Genomic DNA, 21,811 nt, shown 5'->3' with positions numbered 1-21,811 from the left:
ATTGTTGTTCATCTCTACAAAATGACTTCGGGAAAGTACGTTAAGGGAGGGAATGACATCCTTTTTATTTGGTGATTGAACGATGGTTATTGATCGTAATCGAATTCACCAAATAAAAAGATATAATGGACAGCCTGGTCATTTTTTTCTTGCAAGGTTTAGAAAACCTTGTCGATTATAAAAAAATGAAACGCCCAAAAAATTAATATTCACTTGTATGTTTAGCATAATGCCTCCACTTCTCAATACAAAGGGTAATATCCTGTGGTACTTCAGATTCAAACCTCATGAATTCATTTGTTGTTGGATGTACAAATCCTAAGGTTTTAGCATGTAAAGCTTGTCGTGGTAAAATCTTAAAACAATTATCTACAAACTGTTTGTACTTTGTAAATGTGGTCCCTTTTAAGATGCGTTCGCCTCCATAACGTTCGTCATTAAAAAGCGTATGTCCAATATGCTTCATATGCACACGGATTTGGTGTGTACGTCCTGTTTCAAGTTTACAAGACACTAAAGTGACGTAGCCTAAACGCTCTAAAACTTTATAATGTGTTACCGCTGGCTTTCCTTGTTCTTCTTCATCATCTAAAAATACAGTATTCTGTAATCTATTTTTTGGATGACGACCAATGTTACCTTCAATAGTACCTTCCTCTTCTTCCATATTGCCCCAAACAAGAGCAACATATTCTCGCTCACTTGTTTTTTTAGCAAATTGACTAGAAAGGTGCGCCATGGCCTGTTCCGTCTTGGCAACCACTAATAATCCACTGGTATCTTTATCAATTCTATGAACTAAACCTGGTCGCTCACTTGAGTTATTAGGCAGATTTTCGAAATGAAAAATAAGTGCATTTATTAAAGTCCCAGAATAGTTACCATGTCCAGGATGAACGACCATACCTGCAGGTTTATTAACGACCAACAAATCATCGTCTTCGTAAACCACATCGATAGGAATATCTTCAGCAATTAGAAGATTTTCGTGAGGAGGATGTTCAAACTTAACCGTAATATAATCGTTAGGTTTTACTTTATAATTCGATTTTACTGGGACATCATTCACAAAAATACTTCCGTCTTTGGCAGCGGCTTGTATTTTGTTTCGTGTTGCATTTTCAATAAAATTCATTAAGTATTTATCGATACGGAGTGGCTGTTGACCTGCAACAACTCTAAACGCGTGATGCTCGTATAATTCGTTTTCTTCTTGGTCTGAAATATCAGGAATATTTGGCATTATTTTATATTATAGTTTACCGTTACCTAATACCAAGTCTATCTTAGATGTTAAGGGTAATAATGTACCTGGCTTTAACGTCTTACCTTTATGCGACATAGAGATAACACCTTCACCAATAGCATCTTTATAGGTGATTTCACCTATTTCAAATTCTAAAGCCTCTAATTGTGGCTTAGCTTGTCTAAAGGTACGTTTTAAAATGTCTGGCACTTCAACCTTACGGTAATCAGAAGGATTTAGGATTAAATAAATTTTTCGATTTTCTTTTACATGTGATCCTGCAATTGGATTTTGCTCAATCACAGAATACTTAGGATATTTAGGATTATAATTAGCCGAATCTTGTATCTCCATTGCTAAATCATTATCCTTTAATTCGATATTAACAATCTCTAAAGACTTTCCCTTTAAATCTGGCACTACCACAAATTCTCCATGATTAGTAGTTACATTTAACCATTTTAAGGCAATAAAACATATTACAACTAAGGCTACAACGGCTAACGCCAATTGTTTAAAAAACACTTTACTGGTAAGAAACTTAACAAAACTCATATGTAAATAATTGTTGACAAAACTAAGAAATAATAACGACACAAAAATAAAATACGTATGAATTAGAGAATTAGATTATTGAAAATAAATGATACTTTTACACTACGGCTTTTTTAAACTAAAAGATACCCACTTTTATGGGCACTAAAGATGAAGAAAAATATTGCAATTATAATGGGAGGTTATTCTAGTGAATATAAGATTTCCCTTAAGAGTGGCAACGTGGTTTACGACACTCTTGATAAAGAGACATACAATGCTTATCGCATTCATATTTTTGAAGATAAATGGGTTTTTGTTAATGATTTGGATGAAGAATTTCCGATAGATAAAAATAATTTTTCGGTTTTAGTAAATGAAACTAAAATAGAATTTGATTGTGTTTTTAATGCCATTCACGGTTCGCCTGGTGAAGATGGCTACATGCAAGGCTATTTTGACTTACTAAATATGCCACAAACGAGTTGCGATATGTACCAAGCAGCATTGACGTTTAATAAACGTGATTTATTAGCAACGTTGAAACCTTATGGTATTAAAACTGCAGAAAGCTATTACCTAAACCTTGGTGATGCAATTAATGAAGATGCTATAGTTGCCAAAGTTGGCTTACCTTGTTTTGTAAAAGCGAATAAAGCTGGTAGTAGTTTTGGAATCTCTAAAGTGTACAAAAAAGAAGACTTGCAAGCAGCAATTGAAAACTCTTTTAAAGAAGATAATGAAATTATTATTGAACAGTTTTTAGATGGTGTAGAAGTTTCTGTTGGTGTAATCTCTTATAAAGGTGAAACCCTGGTATTACCAATTACAGAAATCGTTTCTGAAAATGATTTCTTTGATTACCAAGCTAAATACGAAGGGAAATCTCAGGAAATTACTCCTGCTCGTATTTCGGAAGATTATGCTAGCAAAGTGAGAACTGAAGCTAAAAGGATTTATGAAATCCTTGGTATGAAAGGGTTCTCTCGAAGTGAATTCATTGCCAAAAATGATGACCCTTATTTATTAGAAGTAAATACAGTTCCAGGATTAACCAAAGAAAGTATTCTACCTCAACAGGCCGCAGAAGCTGGAATTAGTTTGAAAGATTTGTTCGGGAACGCTATTGAAGAAGCTTTGAATAAATAATAATTATATTTGAACTCTTAAAAGTTTCCAATATATCACAGTAACCACAAAACTCAGGTAATGAAACGAGCACTATTCCCTGGATCTTTTGATCCACTCACAAACGGCCACTTCGATATAATACAACGTGGCATTAAATTGTTCGATGAAGTTGTAGTTGCAATTGGTATTAATGCTGAAAAAAAATATATGTTTTCTTTAGAGCAGAGAAAAGCATTTATTGAAGACGCCTTTAAAGACGAACCTAAAGTAAAAGTAGTTACCTATAAAGGTTTAACTATTGATTTCTGTAAAGAAATTAACGCAGAATTTATACTTAGAGGTTTACGAAATCCTGCAGATTTTGAATTTGAAAAAGCCATTGCTCACACCAATAGAAAGTTATCAAAAATTGAAACTGTCTTTTTACTAACATCCTCTCGAACGTCTTTTATTTCATCTTCCATTGTGCGTGATGTTTTAAGAAACAATGGCGATTATACCGTTTTAGTTCCTGATAGTGTTAGAGTAAACCGATAATATAACCATACATTTTAAAACAAAAAAAAACTCATATCTTTTTTAGATTTGAGTTTTTTTTATGGGTTAAATATAAATATTATAGCTCGTAAATAAATTGTATGGTTACAACTTCTTGGTCTACCGTTCCTTGATTGTAAACTGTAGAACCACTTGTAGGATAATCGCTAGCATTGTATGAATAAGCACTTGTCAAATCATCAGAAAAAGCTGCACTACTTGAATTAATATAGCTTAGAACATTATTCGCATAAGTATCACGTCCAAGCAGTTCAAAAACTTCTCTTTGATGGATATTTCTAAATGGATTATTCTGTGTATCATACGTATAGCTATAATCTTCATCACCTTCTACATGCTCTTCAAATACACGGTTACCAACAGTATTATAGGTGTAAATATAGGTGTTCACACCTGATTCATCCATTGTTATTGTGCCATCTGAATTATAGGTAAATTCATTGACTTGCACAGAACCTGAATCATACGAATAAGACTCTTTAATCAATCGATTATTACTATCATATTCTAACTCTGTTTGAGAATCTAAAACATCATCTTCATATTCCTCTATTATCGTTAACAAATCATCTACATAAATAAAGACTTCTCTGTAACCATCAGAATCTGATACCTCTATCAATTTATCATCTAAATAAGTAAAGTTTGTAACTAATTCTTCACCATCATAAGTCTCAGTTGTAGACTTTAAAAAAACAGCATCTGTAGGAGGATTATCGGTAGTATCAACAGTTTCGTTGTCTTCACAAGAATTAAGAATTAAACCAAAAACGCAAAAAATAAAAATTAGTTTCTTCATAGTAAAATTTATATTAGACCACGAAAATAACAATAAACACGGAAACACTATATAAGATTATTACGTCTAGCCTTCTGTACCGCTTCAAGTTTGTTGTGCACTTGAAGTTTTCGGTATATGTTTTCTATATGTTTTCTTATGGTTCCTGTAGAAAGAATGAGATTATCTGCAATCGCATTATAACTTAATCCTTTACTCAATTGTTCTAAAACATCGACTTCGCGATCTGTTAGTTTAATAGTTTCTAGGTCTTGTTTGTCTTCAGCTACAAACGGATTACGTAATAATTTTAATGTTTTTAAGGCAATTGAAGGATTCATAGCGGCTCCACCATTTAAAGTTTCTTCAATACCGGTATGTAAATCTCCTGCATTAATTTCTTTCAATAAATAACCATCTGCTCCTGCTTTAATAGCATTAAAAATATTTTCATCATTATCAAAAACGGTGAGCATGATTATCTTAATGTGTGGATATTTTTGTTTTACTTTTTCTGTGGCTTCAATGCCATTCATAATTGGCATTTCGATATCCATTAGTATTAGATCGAGATTATGATTTCCGTCTAATTTCTCTAATACATCTACACCATTCATCGCAGTAAACTTCACTTCTAAATCTTCAAAAAAAGACAACTTCTCTTCTACCGTTTTTATTAAAAAGGTATTATCATCAACAATGGCAATTTTTATTTTCATCTGTTATTATTATCTAGATTTTGAATCTCTTTGATTATAAAACTCAAGTTATTCTTAATTACAATTTGAGTGTTATAATTGTTCCTTTACCTTCATTAGATTCTACAATTAAATTTCCGTGTATCTCAACTGCTCGTTTTTTCATGTTTTGTATGCCGTTTCCTAATTCTACTGTAGTTTCATCAAATCCTTTTCCATTATCCGAAATGGCTATTTCTAATTTATCATCTTTTTCCTTAACGGTTAAATTAATGTTTTTTGCTTCTGCATATTTAAGAGCGTTATTAATCGCTTCTTGAATTATTCTATAAATATTCATGCCTTCAACGGATGAAAATACAGCCTCCTTATCAACGTTATCGTCAATACGTAAGTAAAAATTTATATTATGTGCTGCCAAATTCGCTGTATCGATAAAATTTGAAATTCGTATCTGAAGATCTTCAAACGTAATCTCATTTTTATTCATGGCCCAAATGGTATCTCTTAATTCATAAATTGTGGTCGTGGTAAATTCACTTATATGGACTAATTTCTGACTTAGTTTTTCTGGAAGTTTAAAACCATATTTCAAATTATCTAAAGATGAAATTATAAAAGTCAGTTGCGCACCTATATTATCATGAAGATCTCTAGAGATTCTTAAACGCTGTTCTTGTAATTTGTTTTGCGTTTCAATTTTTAACAATGCATCTTTTAATTCGTTTTCTTTTATTAACTGTCGATTTTTGAGTTTTTGTTGGTTATAAATTAAATAGCCTAACAGCATTAATACAATGGCTAGCGCGCTTAAACCTAATATGTAATTATTTTTTTTACTTAAATCTAATTCCTTTTCTGCCAAATCTGCACGATGCTCTAATAGTTCTTTCTCCTTTTTTTCGGTTTGGTATTCTATTTCTAATTCGGCAATCTTACTATTAGTTCCAATATTAAGTAAACTGTCTTTTGCTTTTGAATAGGCTTTGTAGTAATCTAATGCTTTACTGTTGTTTTGCGAAGCTTCGTAATATTCCGAATAATTAAGTAGGGAATTTTCAATTTCTGTGGCAACTTTATAGTCTTGGGCGTATTGATAGGCACTATCAATAAACGTTTTGGACTCTGACAGCCTTTTGTTTTCCATTAAAACTTGGGCTATATTGTTGAAACTCGCTGGCAAGCCTGCAAAATTCCCTATTGATTTTTCAATGTTAACCGATTTTTCAAAATAGGTTAAGGCCGAATCTACCTCTTGCATATAATAATAAACAGCACCTACATTATTTGCCGATTCTGCCATACCTTTTTTATCATCGAGATCAACTTCTATGGCCAAAGAATATTTAAAATAATCCAATGCTTTATCTAAATCACCATCATTGGCATAAATTATGGCGATATTATTATAGACTTCCGAGATGCCTTTTTTATTGTTTAAGGCTTCAAAAGCAGTTTTAGCCTTAAGATGATATTCTATAGCCTTATCATTTATACCCAAATAACTATAAACTAAACCTATATTATTGGTTACAGTAGCTTCCTCTTCTTTTTTATTTAAATCATCATAGATATCTAAGGCTTGTAAATAATAGATTAAAGCATCTTCATATAAACCAAGTTGCCGTTTAGAGCGTCCTATATTATTTAAAGCACTAGATGTTAATAACGAGTCTTTAGAAATAGACATAGCATCATTTGCATAGGCAATAGCTTTTTCAAATTCTCCTAAATCTCTATAAATTAAACCCAAACCGTTTTTGGCTCTTGCATATTCTAAAGTTTCATTTTTAGACTTTGCAACAGCTTCAGATTGTTCAAATATTTCAAGTGCTTTTTTAGGGTGATTTTTATAAATACTTAAAGCCGAATCATTAAGTTTTTTAGCAGATTCCGGTGTTTGCCCAACACAAACAAAATTAAAAAGTAATAAAAAAGCGAATAGTCTCATTACAAGGTTGGTTAATTAATAGCGATATGAAGATATCATTTTTTTTAAACTAAATTGTTATTATGATTTCAGTACCAGCATTTTCAATGGAATTAATCTCCAATAATCCGCCAATACTTTGTATTCTTTTTTCCATAGCATTAAGTCCATTTTCTCTTTTTACATTGAATGTATTAAACCCTTTTCCATTGTCAGAAATTGTAAATACTATGTTAGAAACTAGCTTCACAACTTCAACTTTTATTATTGAAGCCTTAGCATGCTTTAAACTATTTTGAATGGCCTCTTGTATAATACTATAGATATTAAAACCTTCAACAGTTGTGAACTTTATAATTGAATCCACATTATGACCAACTTTAAATACGAATTGAATGTTAGAATCATTAAGTTTTACTTGATCTATATAATTTGAAATTCGAGCTTGTAAATCTAGAAACGTAATTTCGCTTTTAGTCATCGCCCAAATAGAGTCTCTAAGTTCGTAAATGGTATGTGATGTGAAACTGCTAATAATGTTGAGTTTCTCTTTTAATTTCTCATCCTCTATATCGAAAGCATATTTTAGATGATCTAAAGACGAAATTATATAAGTAAGCTGTGCCCCAATAGTGTCGTGTAGATCTTTGGATATTTTTAAGCGTTGCTCTTGTTGTTTATTCTGGATTTTTATTTTTGACAATGCTTCTTTTAACTCCTTTTCTTTTTGACTTTGATGGTGTTTTAATTGGTATTGACTGTAAATAAGGTAAGCTATTACACTTAAAATTACAAACAAGCAAAGACCACCATAAACTTGATAATTTTGTTTTTGAACTCTTAATTGCTGCTCTGCCAAGACAACTCTATCTATAAGAATTTGATTCGTATTATCTCGTATTATATGAGCTTCAGAAACGGAAGGATATTTGCTATTTAAGGTCGAATTTATAGCTACTAAATTTGTGCTATTGCTTAAAAACAATAACAAAAAAAACATCAAGTGTTTTCTGTACTTCATACAGAATTTACAATTGATGCCTCTTAAGTAATTAATTAATAGCATTAGGAATATAAGATTGTTAGTGAGTTAATTAGCTGTTTTAAAAGATTAAGCGCAATCATAGACAAATTGCGCTCAATCAATTAGTTACACATCTATTTATTAAGATTATAAGTATAAATGGTATCATCACTTGCTTTATAAAACAAATACCCTCCATATTCATCTACTTTGTACTCAGGCTTTTTGTCTTTGAGAAGAATTTCCTTATCTATTTCACCAGTGTCTTTATTCACTTTTACTAAACCGACGCCACTGTCTAAATTTGTTAAAATAAATTGTGCATTCTCAGTTGCGGATGAGGCTTTAAAACGCTCAGCCATCATTTTAAAAGACGCATCACTAATGGAAGCAAACATATCTGAAGCTCGTTTTGCGTCTTTTCCGTAGTCATTATAATTACGCAGATTGTTTGTACTTATTCCATTATTGTTCGCGCCTGCAGCAGCTGCAGTAGATACCGTTGCAACTAATGAAGCTGCCGCTACCACACCTCCAACGACTTTCATAAAACCACTTTTACCTGGCGATTTCTGATAACTATGATATATTTCCTTTCCGTCGTTATCTAACAACATCATGTTTTGTGACGACCCTATAAAAATATTACCATTTTTTATAGCCATGGTATTTGGTGATTCCTTCTCCTCAAATTTTATATTCGATAATTCAGAAACATTTCCAGAGTCCGCATCAATGGCGAAAATAGTACCATCGGCCACGATTAAATAACGGTTATTGTCACTATCAAATGTTGACGCTACCGAATCCGAAGATTTATATTTTAATGGTTTAGCCCAAACTTCGTCTCCCGTTTCTAAATTTACAATATTGGCATCTTCACTTGTAATGTAAATTAAACCTTGAGGCGAATGTGCCATGGTAATAATATTCTCACCTGTCTTTAATGGCTTTTTAAATAATGGTTTGCCATCAAAAGACACTTTGTTAATACCACCAGAATAGATCCCGAATAATATGCCGTCCTCCATAATATAAAAGTGCTGAACATAACCTTTGGTTTTTGGTGCTTTTTCCCAAAGATCCTCTCCCGAAGATGTACTTAAAAATGCAATTTCCGATTCACTTTTTTGAGAGAATACGCCACCGTCACTACCTTCTCCTTTATTGCTAACAACAGCAAGACCTTGCGGAAGAATTTCAAATTTTGAAACCACTCCTTGTATCTTTCTATCATCTTTCCATAACTCACTACCATCTTTACCTATTTTGTGAATTCTGGTGTTTTTACCATTATTAACAGATTCAAAACCATAGATTTCAGATTCTGTTTGGTCAGCAACCATCCAATTTACACCCTTAATTTTTGTTTGCCACAAATCGTCTCCACTATGAGATTTAGCAATTAGACCTTGAGCGGTAGGAATGATTAAAAAATCCTTTAACAACAAAGGCACTCCTGTAACACTAAAATCTTTGGCCATACCAACTCTACCTGGTTTGTCTAAAAAGAAACTGTAATCAAGTTGAGATGTGGCTAAGTCATAAACGGCAACTTTTGGTGTAATTTTCTCAAACTTATCACCTTCTTTTTGAATCCCACTCACGATTAGTTTATTCTGTGGCAAAACAACATTACACGTGTAAATTTGATTCCAATTGTCATTTTCTGAATTAAAAATGACGCGACCTTGAACATAATCAATTACCGCCCGTTTCGTTTTAGAAATACCAGCAAAAGTAGCACCAACACCTTGCGACACCACCACATAAGGTGAACTTGGTATAAAATCTGTTTCTTCAGGTTTTAACTTTCCAAAATTATTGAATGTAAATACAGGCTGACTATCTGTTGGCTTTATTCCAACTAAACCATCGTTCGTTGCCACAACTAACACTCCTCCGATAGTAAGCGTCATTTCGTTTATTTTACTTCCTAAGTCATAATTTTGATCTGGAGTTTCTGCTTTCTGAGCAAACAATAATGCTGTACTCAATAAGAATACAAACATTATTAATTTCTGTGTATTTATAAATAGCGTCTTCATAACTTATAAAGTTTGTTTACCTAGATTAAAAGAACCATTCGTAATATTTTTAACTGATTGGTCTCCGTTTAAGTTTTTACAATTAAACTCAAACGTCCCAATTAATTTAGTATCCGTCTCTTCTGAAATACTGATTGTACCAACAGCTAAATTCTCGTAAGGTGCTTGCCACAGTTTTGTTTCTGAGTTTAAAGGATTACTTAAATCTACCGTTGTTTCTGAATAAGAAGCGACGTTAACTCCAGTGTTTACAGAGCCATCAAAACTATAAGTACCGACTCCGTCATAACCCAAAATGGTAAACGAAAATGCATTACCATCGCTATTGGTTGCGATAATTATTAGACTTTGCCCTGATGGATTACTGCTTACAGTTGCGGAAGAAGAAATTTCCATAGATTGAAAGCTTGAACCATCTACTTTTGCGGTTAAAGTTCCCGAAGGTGCGTTGCCACCACTACCTCCATCGTCATCTTTAGAACATGATGTGAATGTTACTAATGAAACTGTCATTATAAGTAACATGATTTCGTTTAATTTTCTCATTATAAATTTTGTATTGATTAATAATGAGACAAATTTGAGAAATAAGACAGAGCTAAAACATACGATGAATTGCGTATATTTCAAAAACAAGACAAGAACCAACTGATAAACAATAAGTTAATTACCCCATAAGTAGCAGAAGTTGCTTTCTAAGTTCCGATTTCCCTACTTTACCATCGTAGAGTTTATCTACAATACAACTTAAAGTCTTAGAAAATAATATGAGGAAATTCAGCGCGTAACTTCGCTTTTTTATCTTCTAGTTTTTGAAGAAATTTTTGATGTGCCTCAGATGCTGAATTAAATGGTTTATGTTGAAGTCCTTTCTGAATGGTTTCCACCTCATCCATCGTATTAGAAGTGGTTCCCGAAATCCAAACGTTTTGAAACTTTTCCCAAATGTAATCTATAGCAGTTTGGTTAGGATGAATCATATCTTCAGCATAATAGCGATAATCACGAAGCTCGTCCATTAGAATTTCATAAGAAGGAAAATAATAATTTTGATGTCTAGGTTCAACAACCTTATGAATTGCAGCAATTAAATGCGCTTTACTCTGCATATTTTCTACAAAACCATCTTTAATATGCCGTATAGGTGAAACTGTAAATAGACAACTAACGTTTGGATTCACACTTTTAACTAAAGCGATAATGGCTTGTAGCGACTCTGTAATCGTATCTACCGAAAGTAATTCTTTCAAAAATTGTTTTTGTGGGACTTTATGGCAATTAGCAACAATCGTATCCGTTTCTATTTCCCTATAAACCCAAGCCGTTCCCAATGTAATTATGATATTACTCGCCTCGTTTATTTGCTGATGTGTTAATTTAATTTGATTATTCAAGTCATCTAACAACTCCTCTTTTGAAGCTGAACTTAATTGAGAATGCGCGTCAAAACAATGCCATTGTTCATTTTGAAAAAAAACATCGCCATCGCTATATACTTTTTCATTAATGGCATGAGTAATTAAATTTTCTATAGCCAATGGCTGAAATAAGATACCAAAAGGATTAACCCTAGATTGAAACTTAAAATACTTGAACTTCGCACTTATATTCTCAGAAAAGCATGAGCCAAACAGCATAATCTTAGAATTGTAATCTATTTGATTATGTTGCTGTGGTGGCATTGGTATTTCGGTAAGTAATTTCATTAATCTACGAAATTTTTAAACTGTTTTTCTGATATTTGATATGGATAGGTTTCGTATTGCGAATTAGAATCAAAAATAGTGTGACCTAGTTCAATATTCTCTATTCCAATTTTCAATAAATCTTTAGCTTCATCAATTTTACCAATTCTAGCGAGACATTTAATTTTATAATATTGAGCATCAGAAAATTTTGGAAAATCAACAAGACTTTTGTCTAAATAAACAATAGCTTTATCATAATTCCCTAATTCAAATTCAGAGATACCATAATAAAACCAATCTAAATAATGGATCCAACTCTCGTCATGTTCTTCTAATTCGCTATTAATAGTCGCTCTAAAGTAACGATTTGCTTTTTCAAATTCGTTGAGCTGTAAATAACAAAGACCTAGATAAAAATCATAAGTATGATCCATTATATAAGAACTCCCCAATAATTGCTTTGCTTTTTTAAAATCAACTATTGAAGCTTTATATTGTTTCGTAAAAATACATTTTATGAAAGCGCGGTAATCTATATAGTATTCAGTATCTAATGCTACAGCTTTATCTAAGAAACCCATTCCCACTTCATATTTCTTACTTTTAAAACAAGCCATTGCTTTTTGCTGCCATAAATGTGCATCACTAGGACTAACTTGTAGAGCGGAATCTAAGTATTTTTGAAATTCTTGAGAATATAAATTTTGACGATAAGCACGTCCTTTAAAATAATTAACCCTTAACGAATCTTCTAAACTTAATTGTATTGAACTTTTAGGCTCAATTGTTTCTGTTTTTTTACAAGATAAAATCAAAAAGCAAATACTTAAAATGGGTAATACACATTTTATAACATTTGCTTTTTTAGTTTTCATATTGTTTATTGAATAATTACTTAGCTGATAAAACTTTTTCCAGCCTCCAAAGCAGCTGTTATCCCATCAGGATTTTTACCACCTGCAGTGGCAAAGAATGGTTGGCCACCACCTCCACCTTGTATGTGTTTTCCGAGTTCTCTTACTATTGTTCCTGCATTTAAGTTTTTACTAGCAACTAATTCCTTAGAAATATAGCAAGACAAAATTGCTTTCCCATCGTTTTCTGCTCCAAATAACAAGAATAAATTTTCAAACTGACTACCTAATTCAAAACAGACATCTTTAATTCCTGACGCATCTAAATCTAGTTTTTTAGCTAAGAATTGAATGCCATTGATTTCGGTTAATTCACTTTTAAGTTCCCCTTTTATATTTTTCGCTTTATCTTTTAATAGGCCTTCAATCTGCTTTTTTAAATCGTTATTCTCTTCTTGAAGATGCTCTAATGCTTTTACAGGTTCTTTTGCATTGTTCAACAAGCCTTTCATTTCAAGAAATGCTGCGTTATTTTCAGAATAATAATCTCTTACAGATTTATTTGTTATCGCTTCAATTCGTCTTATGCCTGCAGCAACGGCTCCTTCAGACACAATTTTAAAATGCCAAATATCAGAGGTGTTTTTTACATGAATACCTCCACATAATTCAATAGACTTCCCAAAACGAATCGTTCTTACCGTATCTCCATATTTCTCACCAAATAATGCCATTGCCCCTTCTTCAACCGCTTTTTCCATTGGTATATTCCTCCCTTCTTCCAATGGCAATTTACCTTCAATTCTTGCATTTACAAAATCTTCTATTTCTTGTAATTGCTCTGGTGTTACTTTTGAAAAGTGTGAAAAATCAAATCGTAGTGATTTAGGTTTTACCAAAGACCCTTTCTGCTCAACATGCTCACCTAAAACGGTTCGTAATGCTTGGTGCAATAAATGTGTTGCCGTGTGATTACTTGACGATAAAGCTCTATGCTCACTACTTACAACGGCTTTAAAACTTTCGTTAATATGTTCTGGTAATTCTTTTACTAAATGAATAATAACGTTGTTTTCCTTTTTGGTATCCAAAATATAAACCAAATCTCCATGTGCGTCTTGCAACACTCCTTTGTCTCCAACTTGTCCACCTCCTTCAGGATAAAATGGTGTTAAATTGAAAACTAACTGATACATTTCGCCTTCTTTTTTTGAAGTCACTTTTCTGTATCTCGTAATTTTTACATTGGCTTCCTCAGCATCATAACCAATAAATTCTTCAACATCGTCTTCTTTTAAAACCGTCCAATCTTCCGTAGAAGTTTCACTTGCCGAACGCGATCTATCTTTCTGTTTTTGCAAATGATCTTTAAAACCTTTTTCATCAAGCTTTAAATTCTTTTCTGATAAAATTAAAGCTGTTAAATCAATTGGAAAACCATAGGTATCATACAATTCAAATGCTTTTTCTCCAGAAACGGTGTCGCCTTTTGTTTCTTCAACAATACGATTAAGCAATACCAAACCTTGATCTAATGTTCTTAAAAAAGAGGCTTCCTCTTCTTTAATAACATTTTCTATTAATGTTTTTTGAGCTTTCAATTCCGGAAACGCATCTCCCATTTTTTTGCTCAATACGTCAACTAAACGGTATATAAAAGGTTCCTTTTTATCTAAAAATGTAAAACCATAACGTACAGCTCTTCGTAAAATTCTACGAATAACGTAACCAGCACCAGTGTTACTAGGTAGTTGCCCATCTGCAATGGAAAATGCAACGGCACGTACATGATCTGAAATAACTCTGATAGCTACATCTACCGTTTCATCTTTTCCATAATCTTTATTAGTAACAGCACTAATTTCGCGAATAATGGGAGTAAAAACATCCGTATCGTAATTTGATTGCACTCCTTGCAACACCATACACAAACGCTCAAATCCCATTCCTGTATCGATATGCTTATTTGGCAATGTTTCTAACGAACCATTGGCTTTTCGGTTGAATTCCATAAAAACTAGATTCCATACTTCAACCACATGTGGATGATCCATGTTAATCAATGTCTTTCCATCCACCTTTGCTTTTTCTTCTGCCGAACGAATATCTACATGGATTTCACTACAAGGTCCACAAGGCCCTTGGTCTCCCATTTCCCAGAAATTATCTTTTTTATTGCCTTTTAAGATACGATCTTCAGCAATATATTGTTTCCAAATATCGTATGCTTCCGTATCCATTTCTAGATTATCGCTATCATCACTACCTTCAAAAACAGTCACATATAGGATATCTTTATCAATACCATAGACTTCGGTTAGCAATTCCCAAGCCCAAGCAATGGCTTCCTTTTTAAAATAATCACCAAAACTCCAGTTCCCTAGCATTTCAAATAAAGTGTGGTGGTAGGTATCGTAACCCACTTCTTCCAAATCGTTGTGCTTACCAGAAACACGCAAACATTTTTGCGAATCAGAAATTCTATTTTTCTTTGGTTCTGCATTACCTAAAAAGTACTCTTTAAAAGGCGCCATTCCAGAATTAACAAACATTAATGTTGGATCGTCCTTTAATACCATTGGCGCAGAAGGAACCACGAGATGTTGTTTTCCTTCAAAGAAATTCAAAAATTTAGATCGTATATCTTGAGACTTCATATATTAAAATTAGAGCTTGTGTTATTAAATTAGCGCAAATGCAAAACATTTTTTTATCTTTGAACGTTACGCTAATAAAAGATGCTTGATTTCTACGCTTATTAGCTGCAAAAATAGCATAAATTCAAACATGGCTAAAGTAAAATATTATTATGATTCTGAAACGCTTTCGTATCGCAAAATAAAGCGTAAGAAATCGACAACGGCAAAGTATGCTTTGGTATTTCTAAGTGCTGCAGCACTATTTGGATTCCTATCATTTTTTATTGCCAGTCAATATATTGAATCGCCTAAAGAGCGACAAATGGCTAGAGAATTACAAAATATGGAATTGCAATATGAGTTGCTTAGCAAACGTACTGATGATGCTTTTGCTGCTTTAGAAAATGTTGAAGAGCGAGACAATGCGATCTATAGATTATACTTTGAAGCTAATCCCATACCAACCGAACAGCGCAGAGCTGGATTTGGTGGAATTAATCGCTATAAGAAATACGAAGGTTTCGGCAATTCAGAACTTATTACTGAAAGCTATAAACGTTTAGAAATTTTAGAAAAAGCTATTGTTGTTCAGTCTAAATCTTTAGATGAAATTGCAAAACTAGCCGAAGATAAAGAGAAATTTTTAGAAGCTATACCGGCTATTCAACCTATTAGTAATGAAAACATGACAAGAATGGCATCTGGTTATGGTTATAGAACTGACCCATTTACAAAGGTTAGAAAGTTTCATTACGGAATGGATTTTACAGCGCCTCGTGGCACACCAATTTATGCCTCAGGAGATGGAGTTATAAAACGAGCAGATAGCAGATCTACAGGTTATGGAAATCATATCAGAATAGATCATGGTTACGGCTATGTTTCTTTATATGCACACTTATACAAGTACAATGTAAAAGTAAATCAACGCGTAAAACGTGGCGATTTAATAGGTTTTGTGGGTAGCACAGGGCGTTCTGAAGCTCCGCATTTACATTATGAAGTCTTTAAAGATGGTGAACGTATAAATCCTATTAATTTTTATTACGGTAACTTATCTGCTGAAGAATACGACATATTGCTTAAAAAAGCATCATTAGAAAACCAATCTCTCGATTAAGATGCATATAGATCTACCAGAAAAGCGTTATTACGGTATTGGAGAAGTGGCCAAAGCCTTTAAGGTGAATGCCTCATTAATTCGGTTTTGGGAAAAGGAATTTGATGCATTAAAGCCGAAGAAAAACGCTAAGGGCAACCGAAAATTTACACCTGAAGATATTAAGAATCTTAAGTTTATTTACCACTTGGTAAAAGAAAGAGGATTTACTTTAGAGGGAGCAAAAACACATCTTAAAGAAGAAAAAAAACAAGCTTTAGAGAAATTTGAAATTATCGAAAAACTTGAAGGCATAAAAGCACAACTAAACAAAATCAAAACACAACTTTAAAACTAACTATTATGAAAAAATGGCTAATTCCTGTAATCGTAATTGCAATCATAGGATTCGGTTTTTATTCTTGGGGCAAAAACTTCAATAATACAGCTGTAACACTTAACGAAAACGTAAAAGAAGCTTGGGGAAATGTTCAGACATCTTACCAAAGACGAAATGATTTAATCGGAAATTTAGTAAACACGGTTAAAGGAGCCGCTGATTTTGAAAAAAGCACTTTAGAAGCTGTAATTAAAGCAAGGTCTGAAGCTACAAAAACAACAATCGACCCATCTAATATTACACCAGAACAACTATCTCAGTTCAATCAAGCTCAAGGTGGACTAAGCAGTGCTTTGTCTCGTTTATTAGTAACCGTAGAACGCTATCCTGAATTGAAAGCGAATCAAAATTTCTTAAAATTACAGGATGAATTAACGAGTACGGAAAACACGATTCAAACCGCAAGGACACGTTATAATGAAAAAATTAAACCATATAATGTTCATGTTAATACATTTCCAAATACAATTTTAGCTGGGTTTTTAAATTTTGATGAAAAACCTTATTTTGATGCAGAAGCAGGAGCTGAAAAACCTGTAGATGTAGAATTTGATTTTTAATAAATAGAAACGATGTCTAAACTTGAAGATTTTCTTAGTGCGGAAGACGAACAGGAAATCGTTGAAGCCATTAGGATTGCAGAAAGTCAAACCTCTGGGGAAATTCGCGTACACATTGAACAGGAATGTGATGGAGATGTTTACGAACATGCCCTAGAAGTTTTTCATGATTTAAAAATGGATAATACAGCACAACGGAATGGTGTATTAATCTACATCGCAGTTGAAAATAAATCATTTGTCATTTGTGGTGACCAAGGCATTAACAATATTGTAGGTGCTGATTTTTGGAATTCGACTCGCAACAAAATTGCTACACAATTCAAATCTCAGAATTTCAAACAAGGTATCATCGAAGGCATAAAAGAATCTGGCAAAACATTATCGAAACACTTTCCTTGGCAGCACAATGATATTAACGAATTGGATAATACGATTTCAAAAAGCTAATGCACAGTATTAAACTTATCATATTAACCCTTTTTATAAGCTCAGTAACAAGCTTCAGTTTTACAGCGAATGCCCAATATAACATTCCTGATAAACCGGATTTTATTCCTCCTGTAATTGACAGCACCAAGGTTCTAAAACAATACGAGTTTGATAATCTTTCTCAAAAGTTACAACGCTACAGCGATAGTACATCTACAGAAATTATTGTCGTAATAATCCCAACAACCAAAGGAGAAAACATTGGTTTATTAGCACCAAAATGGGGACAAAAATGGGGAATTGGACAAGCAAAAGAAGATAATGGAGTTTTTATATTACTCGCAAGAATTGATCGTGAAATATGGATTTCACCCGGTTATGGTGTAGAAGACAGACTTACTGCTGGTATTGTTGGTGAGCTTACAAGAAATGTAATTATACCTGAATTTAAAAATGGTGATTATTATAAGGGTTTAGACAAAGGAACCGATGCCATATTTGATGTACTGAGTGGTGCTTATAAAAACAACAGAACAGAATCTTCTGATGGCATGCCTATCGAAGTCATTTTCTTTTTATTTATTGTATTCATCATTTTTATCATAGCCATTTCCAAAACACGTGGTGGAGGCAATGGTGGCAATAGAGGAAACCGATCTGGCACAGGAAGTCTTCTCGAAGCCATTATTTTAAGCAATATGGGACGCGGAAGTTATTCTAGAGGTTCATCTTCTGGTGGATTTGGAGGTGGTTTTGGCGGTAGCTCTGGTGGAGGCTTCGGAGGAGGAGGCTTCGGAGGAGGAGGAGGTTTCTCTGGTGGTGGAGCTGGCGGAAGCTGGTAATTTTTAGCCCAAATCATCCGTCGATTTTATCCTTTTTTAATAAGTATCCATGCGATTAAAACTCATATTTCCGATAATTATTATTGCTTTCTTGCTTTCAAATTGTAAAGGAAAGCAGCCTGAGATCACAACTAATTATTCATATATTCCCTTAAATCCATCACAAAAACGGGTTGTAGATGTATCTCATTTATTTTCAAATAGTCAACAAGATTCTTTAGTGGAAAAAATCCTTCGATATGAAACTGAGTCAACAAACCAAATCGCTATTCTTACCATAGATTCGTTGCCGCCACTCACAACGGCCCAAGGCTTTGGAACTGAAGTTGGAAATTCCAGGGGAATTGGTACTAAAGAAAAGGATAACGGCCTTATTATAACCATTTCAAAATTTGATAAAGCGGTTGCTATTTCAACAGGAATTGGAACAGAACAAACTATTTCTGATTACGAATGCAAGGTTATTATTGATAGCATAATAATTCCCCAATTTAAAATCAACAACTATTATAAAGGTGTTGATAAAGCTATAGATTCTTTAATTTTACTCTGGGATTAATCAAAGAAAATAACACCACCATCATTAGTTTCTCCTTTACTTCCCAAGCTATTAAACTTATAACTTAGACTTAGCATAAAGTATTGTCTTAAAACAGTACTCTGTTTGTCTTCAATATAATCTTGAGTTGCTATACGCGTCGCATTAGTGTTTTGATTTAATAAATCATAAACCTTTAATGTTATAATAGCTTTATCCTTAAACATACTATAGGCTAATGTTGAATTCCAAAACCAAGCACTTTTCTGAAAACCATCTGCGACATTTGGATTGTAGTTAAAACTAACGTCATTTCTCCACTCAAAGTTTTTAGGCAAAAAAGTAGCTGTTCTTACACCTGCATTATGACTTGTAAATTGACGATCATCAAAAGCCTCAATATCATAAGCCGTATTAGTAAAACTAATTTGGTAATAAGGTTTAAACTCTAATACTTTATCCCATATAAAATCTACACCTAGTCTTGGTGAGATTCTATCGGACTTACTAGCATATTTTACATCATTATTAAAATTAATTCGTTCTGACGAATTATAACTTGCTCTAAACTTTAGTTTAATAGTTCTTAAGGTATCCACCTTAAAGTCTTTATTGTAGTTTACCCAAGAACCGATATTATAATTTCCATCAACGTTTACATAAGTCGTCGTTCGCTTCAACGTTTCTTCATCTATAGTCGTTTTTGCCACTACTTGATTATCTGAAACACTAGCATTAACACCGACATAAAAACCTGTACGCTTCTGCCAATCAAACCCATTATAACCTAGATATAAACCATGATTATTTGAAGGTTCTAAATTAGGATTACCAATTACAGTTTGAAGTGGATTTGATACATCTTCATAGGCTTGAAGTTGCCTTAATCCTGGCGGCTGATTTTCTAACCAATAATTTACATAGATTGACGACTTGGGACTAAACGTATAGCTGATATAAGAATTAGCTTCTATATTTTCAAAATTGCGCTCTACATTAAATTCTGGTCTTAATAAATCTTGATTTTTCAAAGTTCTTATGTTGTAACCTAAATCGAAACTTGTAGACAATTTTTCACCTCTATACGATAAGCCTACTGACGGAATACTTCTATAATCAGTATATTGAAAATCAGTACTTAGATCCGTATTAAAATCCGTAAAATCCTGTGTGCCATTACTAAAATCATAAGTGCTCTCTCGGTTATTATCTTTATCTCTGGCGTATTCATATTCAAAATTCAAGAAGAATTTCTTAGTTATTATTGGTAATCTGTAGGATAATTTTGCGGAAACACCATAACTATTATTCTCTCCATCTGTAAATTGATTTCGATCTATAATCTCTGGATTGGTTCCAAAAACTTCAGTATTGGAATTTAAAAAGTCATCACTTTCTTGCTGATTGATACTTGTTTCTAATTCGGTTTTAATAAAAGCACCTCGTTTTCCTAATCGCTTGGTTATAGAGATTTCATTAGAAAACCGTTTCACATAACTCTCTACATTTGAGTTGACGTTAGATTGATTTGTTAGTATTAAATCCTCATCTAAGGTTTCCTCATTACTAGTATATAAAGTTCTCGATTTTGAATACCCAAATGATGGCTCAATATTAATTTGAAAGGTAGAATCGGTTTCAATTTCAAATTCTACATTAAAGGAATGATTATCCGTATCATTATCCGATCTCGAATCTGAATTGGTAAAATAGCGTGAATCAGATAAAATAGTTTCGCGTTCAGATGACGATTCATTTTCAGAATTACTCGATGAGAAAAAATAATCTGCGGAAACATCTGTTTTTTCACCTATAATATCAGCATAGTTAACACCTGCATTTTGCGATGTTGTAATCCCTTCTCCACCTCCAAACGATCGACCACCTATAGTAAAAGAGCCATTACTACTAAAAGAAGATCCACCACCACGTCCAAACATTTTTGAAATCTCACCAAAGCTAAACCCTGGAGTATTGGTATTATTACCACCCGCGAGCACACTTACGCGTCTATCGTTATCAAACAGGTTGACCATGCCTGCAAACTCGTAACGATCGTCAGTTCCGGCACCTGCAGAAACACGCCCAAAAACTCCTTTATTGTTTTCTTCTTTGATGGTAAGATTTATGGTTTTATTTTCTTTATCACCTTCCTCTCCTGTAAAGGCTTCAGATTTGGTTTTTGTATCTACAACCTGAATTTTTTCAATAATATCCTTCGTTAAATTCTTAGTTGTAATGGTTGGGTCATCACCAAAAAAGGGCTTACCATTCACTAAAATTTTATTAACACTTTTTCCATTAACTGTAATATTACCTTCTTCATCAACTTCTACTCCGGGTAATTGTTTTAATAAATCTTCAACATTGGCATCTTTTTTCGTTTTAAACGATTTTACGTTAAACTCTAAAGTGTCTTTTTTAATGGTAATCGGAGCTGTAGATTTCACTAAAACTTCTCCTAATTGATTATCCAAAGGCATTACTATTGTACCTAAATCTATCTTTTCTTTATCTATTGCTATTTTCTTAAAATATGTCCTATAGCCAACATATGACACGTAGAAATTTAGATCTTTATCATAGGTTGAATTTTCTATTTTAAATTTCCCGTCCTTATCTGTAATTGTATAAGTTACTACCGAACTATCCTTTACACGCTCTAAATAAACGGTTGCAGACTCTAATGATAACTCTGTATCTTCAGCTTTAAGTGTTCCTGTAATTTCGAATGATTTCTCTTGGGAAAATGATTGTAATGCAAATAAGATTGCAAAAACTAGTGATAGTTTTTTCATGTTGAGCGGTTGAT

Annotated in this window: 20 protein-coding genes; 8 read left to right on the top strand and 12 right to left on the bottom strand. The window is 33.0% G+C overall.

Translation table 11 applies throughout. The features are described 5' to 3' along the window. Positions 1 to 202: 202 nt before the first annotated feature. Positions 203 to 1,243: an RluA family pseudouridine synthase gene (locus HM992_RS08225; RefSeq protein WP_178984528.1), complete on the bottom strand. Its 1,041-nt coding sequence runs from the start codon at positions 1,241 to 1,243 to the stop codon at positions 203 to 205. 9 nt (positions 1,244 to 1,252) lie between these two features. Next, positions 1,253 to 1,801: a PASTA domain-containing protein gene (locus HM992_RS08220; protein WP_179319317.1), complete on the bottom strand. Its 549-nt coding sequence runs from the start codon at positions 1,799 to 1,801 to the stop codon at positions 1,253 to 1,255. Positions 1,802 to 1,951: 150 nt separating this feature from the next. Between HM992_RS08220 and HM992_RS08215 the strand changes: the two genes are divergently transcribed. Together HM992_RS08215 and coaD are read left to right on the top strand one after the other, a co-directional pair. After that, complete coding sequence (locus HM992_RS08215) at positions 1,952 to 2,929, top strand: D-alanine--D-alanine ligase (RefSeq protein WP_178984526.1); 978 nt, start codon at positions 1,952 to 1,954, stop codon at positions 2,927 to 2,929. A 60-nt stretch (positions 2,930 to 2,989) separates the two neighbouring features. Continuing rightward, positions 2,990 to 3,448 carry a pantetheine-phosphate adenylyltransferase gene (gene coaD / locus HM992_RS08210; protein ID WP_178984525.1) on the top strand — a complete coding sequence of 153 codons (459 nt, stop codon included), beginning with the start codon at positions 2,990 to 2,992 and terminating at the stop codon, positions 3,446 to 3,448. Between the two features lie 79 nt (positions 3,449 to 3,527). On the opposite strand, the gene HM992_RS08205 is transcribed toward coaD, so the two are convergent. From HM992_RS08205 to alaS, 9 genes are all read right to left on the bottom strand, one after another. Continuing rightward, entirely contained in the window at positions 3,528 to 4,268 is a 741-nt protein-coding gene (locus tag HM992_RS08205) for a hypothetical protein (RefSeq protein WP_179319316.1), read from the bottom strand. 47 nt (positions 4,269 to 4,315) lie between these two features. Then, positions 4,316 to 4,966: a response regulator gene (locus HM992_RS08200; RefSeq protein ID WP_179319315.1), complete on the bottom strand. Its 651-nt coding sequence runs from the start codon at positions 4,964 to 4,966 to the stop codon at positions 4,316 to 4,318. Between the two features lie 58 nt (positions 4,967 to 5,024). Continuing rightward, positions 5,025 to 6,896 carry an ATP-binding protein gene (locus tag HM992_RS08195; protein ID WP_179319314.1) on the bottom strand — a complete coding sequence of 624 codons (1,872 nt, stop codon included), beginning with the start codon at positions 6,894 to 6,896 and terminating at the stop codon, positions 5,025 to 5,027. A gap of 49 nt (positions 6,897 to 6,945) precedes the next feature. Continuing rightward, a complete protein-coding gene (locus HM992_RS08190) occupies positions 6,946 to 7,896 on the bottom strand; it encodes a sensor histidine kinase (protein WP_179319313.1) in 951 nt (316 codons plus the stop codon). Positions 7,897 to 8,033: 137 nt separating this feature from the next. Further along, positions 8,034 to 9,947: an outer membrane protein assembly factor BamB family protein gene (locus HM992_RS08185; protein ID WP_179319312.1), complete on the bottom strand. Its 1,914-nt coding sequence runs from the start codon at positions 9,945 to 9,947 to the stop codon at positions 8,034 to 8,036. A gap of 3 nt (positions 9,948 to 9,950) precedes the next feature. Continuing rightward, positions 9,951 to 10,493, bottom strand: a complete 543-nt coding sequence (locus HM992_RS08180; RefSeq protein ID WP_179319311.1) for a DUF6252 family protein — start codon at positions 10,491 to 10,493, stop codon at positions 9,951 to 9,953. Positions 10,494 to 10,702: 209 nt separating this feature from the next. Beyond that, positions 10,703 to 11,653: a GSCFA domain-containing protein gene (locus tag HM992_RS08175; RefSeq protein ID WP_179319310.1), complete on the bottom strand. Its 951-nt coding sequence runs from the start codon at positions 11,651 to 11,653 to the stop codon at positions 10,703 to 10,705. Then, a complete protein-coding gene (locus tag HM992_RS08170) occupies positions 11,653 to 12,510 on the bottom strand; it encodes a tetratricopeptide repeat protein (protein WP_179319309.1) in 858 nt (285 codons plus the stop codon). The genes HM992_RS08175 and HM992_RS08170 overlap by 1 nt, the downstream gene beginning before the upstream one ends. Before the next feature lie 20 nt (positions 12,511 to 12,530). After that, the gene (gene alaS, locus HM992_RS08165) at positions 12,531 to 15,146 is read right to left on the bottom strand and encodes an alanine--tRNA ligase (protein ID WP_179319308.1); all 2,616 of its coding nucleotides are present in this window, start codon (positions 15,144 to 15,146) and stop codon (positions 12,531 to 12,533) included. A 130-nt stretch (positions 15,147 to 15,276) separates the two neighbouring features. On the opposite strand from alaS, the gene HM992_RS08160 reads away from it, so the two are divergent. Genes HM992_RS08160 through HM992_RS08135 form a run of 6 tightly spaced genes read left to right on the top strand, consistent with a single transcriptional unit; the run spans position 15,277 to position 19,020 of the window. Next, positions 15,277 to 16,248: a M23 family metallopeptidase gene (locus tag HM992_RS08160; protein ID WP_178984515.1), complete on the top strand. Its 972-nt coding sequence runs from the start codon at positions 15,277 to 15,279 to the stop codon at positions 16,246 to 16,248. 1 nt (position 16,249) lies between these two features. Further along, positions 16,250 to 16,579, top strand: a complete 330-nt coding sequence (locus tag HM992_RS08155; protein WP_178984514.1) for a MerR family transcriptional regulator — start codon at positions 16,250 to 16,252, stop codon at positions 16,577 to 16,579. An 11-nt stretch (positions 16,580 to 16,590) separates the two neighbouring features. Then, a complete protein-coding gene (locus HM992_RS08150) occupies positions 16,591 to 17,187 on the top strand; it encodes a LemA family protein (RefSeq protein WP_178984513.1) in 597 nt (198 codons plus the stop codon). Between the two features lie 12 nt (positions 17,188 to 17,199). Continuing rightward, on the top strand, positions 17,200 to 17,637 hold the full coding sequence (locus HM992_RS08145) for a TPM domain-containing protein (RefSeq protein ID WP_179319307.1): 438 nt from the start codon (positions 17,200 to 17,202) through the stop codon (positions 17,635 to 17,637). Beyond that, a complete protein-coding gene (locus HM992_RS08140; protein WP_178984511.1) occupies positions 17,637 to 18,461 on the top strand; it encodes a TPM domain-containing protein in 825 nt (274 codons plus the stop codon). The genes HM992_RS08145 and HM992_RS08140 overlap by 1 nt, the downstream gene beginning before the upstream one ends. A 49-nt stretch (positions 18,462 to 18,510) precedes the next feature. Next, complete coding sequence (locus HM992_RS08135) at positions 18,511 to 19,020, top strand: TPM domain-containing protein (protein WP_179319306.1); 510 nt, start codon at positions 18,511 to 18,513, stop codon at positions 19,018 to 19,020. On the opposite strand, the gene HM992_RS08130 is transcribed toward HM992_RS08135, so the two are convergent. Further along, positions 19,017 to 21,797: an outer membrane beta-barrel protein gene (locus tag HM992_RS08130; RefSeq protein ID WP_179319305.1), complete on the bottom strand. Its 2,781-nt coding sequence runs from the start codon at positions 21,795 to 21,797 to the stop codon at positions 19,017 to 19,019. The genes HM992_RS08135 and HM992_RS08130 overlap by 4 nt on opposite strands. Positions 21,798 to 21,811: the final 14 nt, after the last annotated feature.

The organism is Winogradskyella helgolandensis, from assembly GCF_013404085.1.
In the GTDB taxonomy this organism is placed as follows: Bacteria; Bacteroidota; Bacteroidia; order Flavobacteriales; family Flavobacteriaceae; genus Winogradskyella; species Winogradskyella helgolandensis.
The sequence above is the reverse complement of the archived record's forward strand: the minus strand, read 5'-3'. Positions and strand labels throughout refer to the sequence as shown.

Bases quoted from the DNA above. Each gene is read 5' to 3' on its own strand.
- HM992_RS08195 (WP_179319314.1), bottom strand. From the start codon at position 6,896: ATGAGACTATTCGCTTTTTTATTACTTTTTAATTTTGTTTGTGTTGGG.
- alaS (WP_179319308.1), bottom strand. From the start codon at position 15,146: ATGAAGTCTCAAGATATACGATCTAAATTTTTGAATTTCTTTGAAGGA.
- HM992_RS08190 (WP_179319313.1), bottom strand. From the start codon at position 7,896: ATGAAGTACAGAAAACACTTGATGTTTTTTTTGTTATTGTTTTTAAGC.
- HM992_RS08180 (WP_179319311.1), bottom strand. From the start codon at position 10,493: ATGAGAAAATTAAACGAAATCATGTTACTTATAATGACAGTTTCATTA.
- HM992_RS08175 (WP_179319310.1), bottom strand. From the start codon at position 11,653: ATGAAATTACTTACCGAAATACCAATGCCACCACAGCAACATAATCAA.
- HM992_RS08220 (WP_179319317.1), bottom strand. From the start codon at position 1,801: ATGAGTTTTGTTAAGTTTCTTACCAGTAAAGTGTTTTTTAAACAATTG.
- HM992_RS08225 (WP_178984528.1), bottom strand. From the start codon at position 1,243: ATGCCAAATATTCCTGATATTTCAGACCAAGAAGAAAACGAATTATAC.
- HM992_RS08140 (WP_178984511.1), top strand. From the start codon at position 17,637: ATGCACAGTATTAAACTTATCATATTAACCCTTTTTATAAGCTCAGTA.
- HM992_RS08150 (WP_178984513.1), top strand. From the start codon at position 16,591: ATGAAAAAATGGCTAATTCCTGTAATCGTAATTGCAATCATAGGATTC.
- HM992_RS08205 (WP_179319316.1), bottom strand. From the start codon at position 4,268: ATGAAGAAACTAATTTTTATTTTTTGCGTTTTTGGTTTAATTCTTAAT.
- HM992_RS08185 (WP_179319312.1), bottom strand. From the start codon at position 9,947: ATGAAGACGCTATTTATAAATACACAGAAATTAATAATGTTTGTATTC.
- HM992_RS08160 (WP_178984515.1), top strand. From the start codon at position 15,277: ATGGCTAAAGTAAAATATTATTATGATTCTGAAACGCTTTCGTATCGC.
- HM992_RS08200 (WP_179319315.1), bottom strand. From the start codon at position 4,966: ATGAAAATAAAAATTGCCATTGTTGATGATAATACCTTTTTAATAAAA.
- HM992_RS08155 (WP_178984514.1), top strand. From the start codon at position 16,250: ATGCATATAGATCTACCAGAAAAGCGTTATTACGGTATTGGAGAAGTG.
- HM992_RS08135 (WP_179319306.1), top strand. From the start codon at position 18,511: ATGCGATTAAAACTCATATTTCCGATAATTATTATTGCTTTCTTGCTT.
- HM992_RS08145 (WP_179319307.1), top strand. From the start codon at position 17,200: ATGTCTAAACTTGAAGATTTTCTTAGTGCGGAAGACGAACAGGAAATC.
- coaD (WP_178984525.1), top strand. From the start codon at position 2,990: ATGAAACGAGCACTATTCCCTGGATCTTTTGATCCACTCACAAACGGC.
- HM992_RS08215 (WP_178984526.1), top strand. From the start codon at position 1,952: ATGAAGAAAAATATTGCAATTATAATGGGAGGTTATTCTAGTGAATAT.
- HM992_RS08170 (WP_179319309.1), bottom strand. From the start codon at position 12,510: ATGAAAACTAAAAAAGCAAATGTTATAAAATGTGTATTACCCATTTTA.
- HM992_RS08130 (WP_179319305.1), bottom strand. From the start codon at position 21,797: ATGAAAAAACTATCACTAGTTTTTGCAATCTTATTTGCATTACAATCA.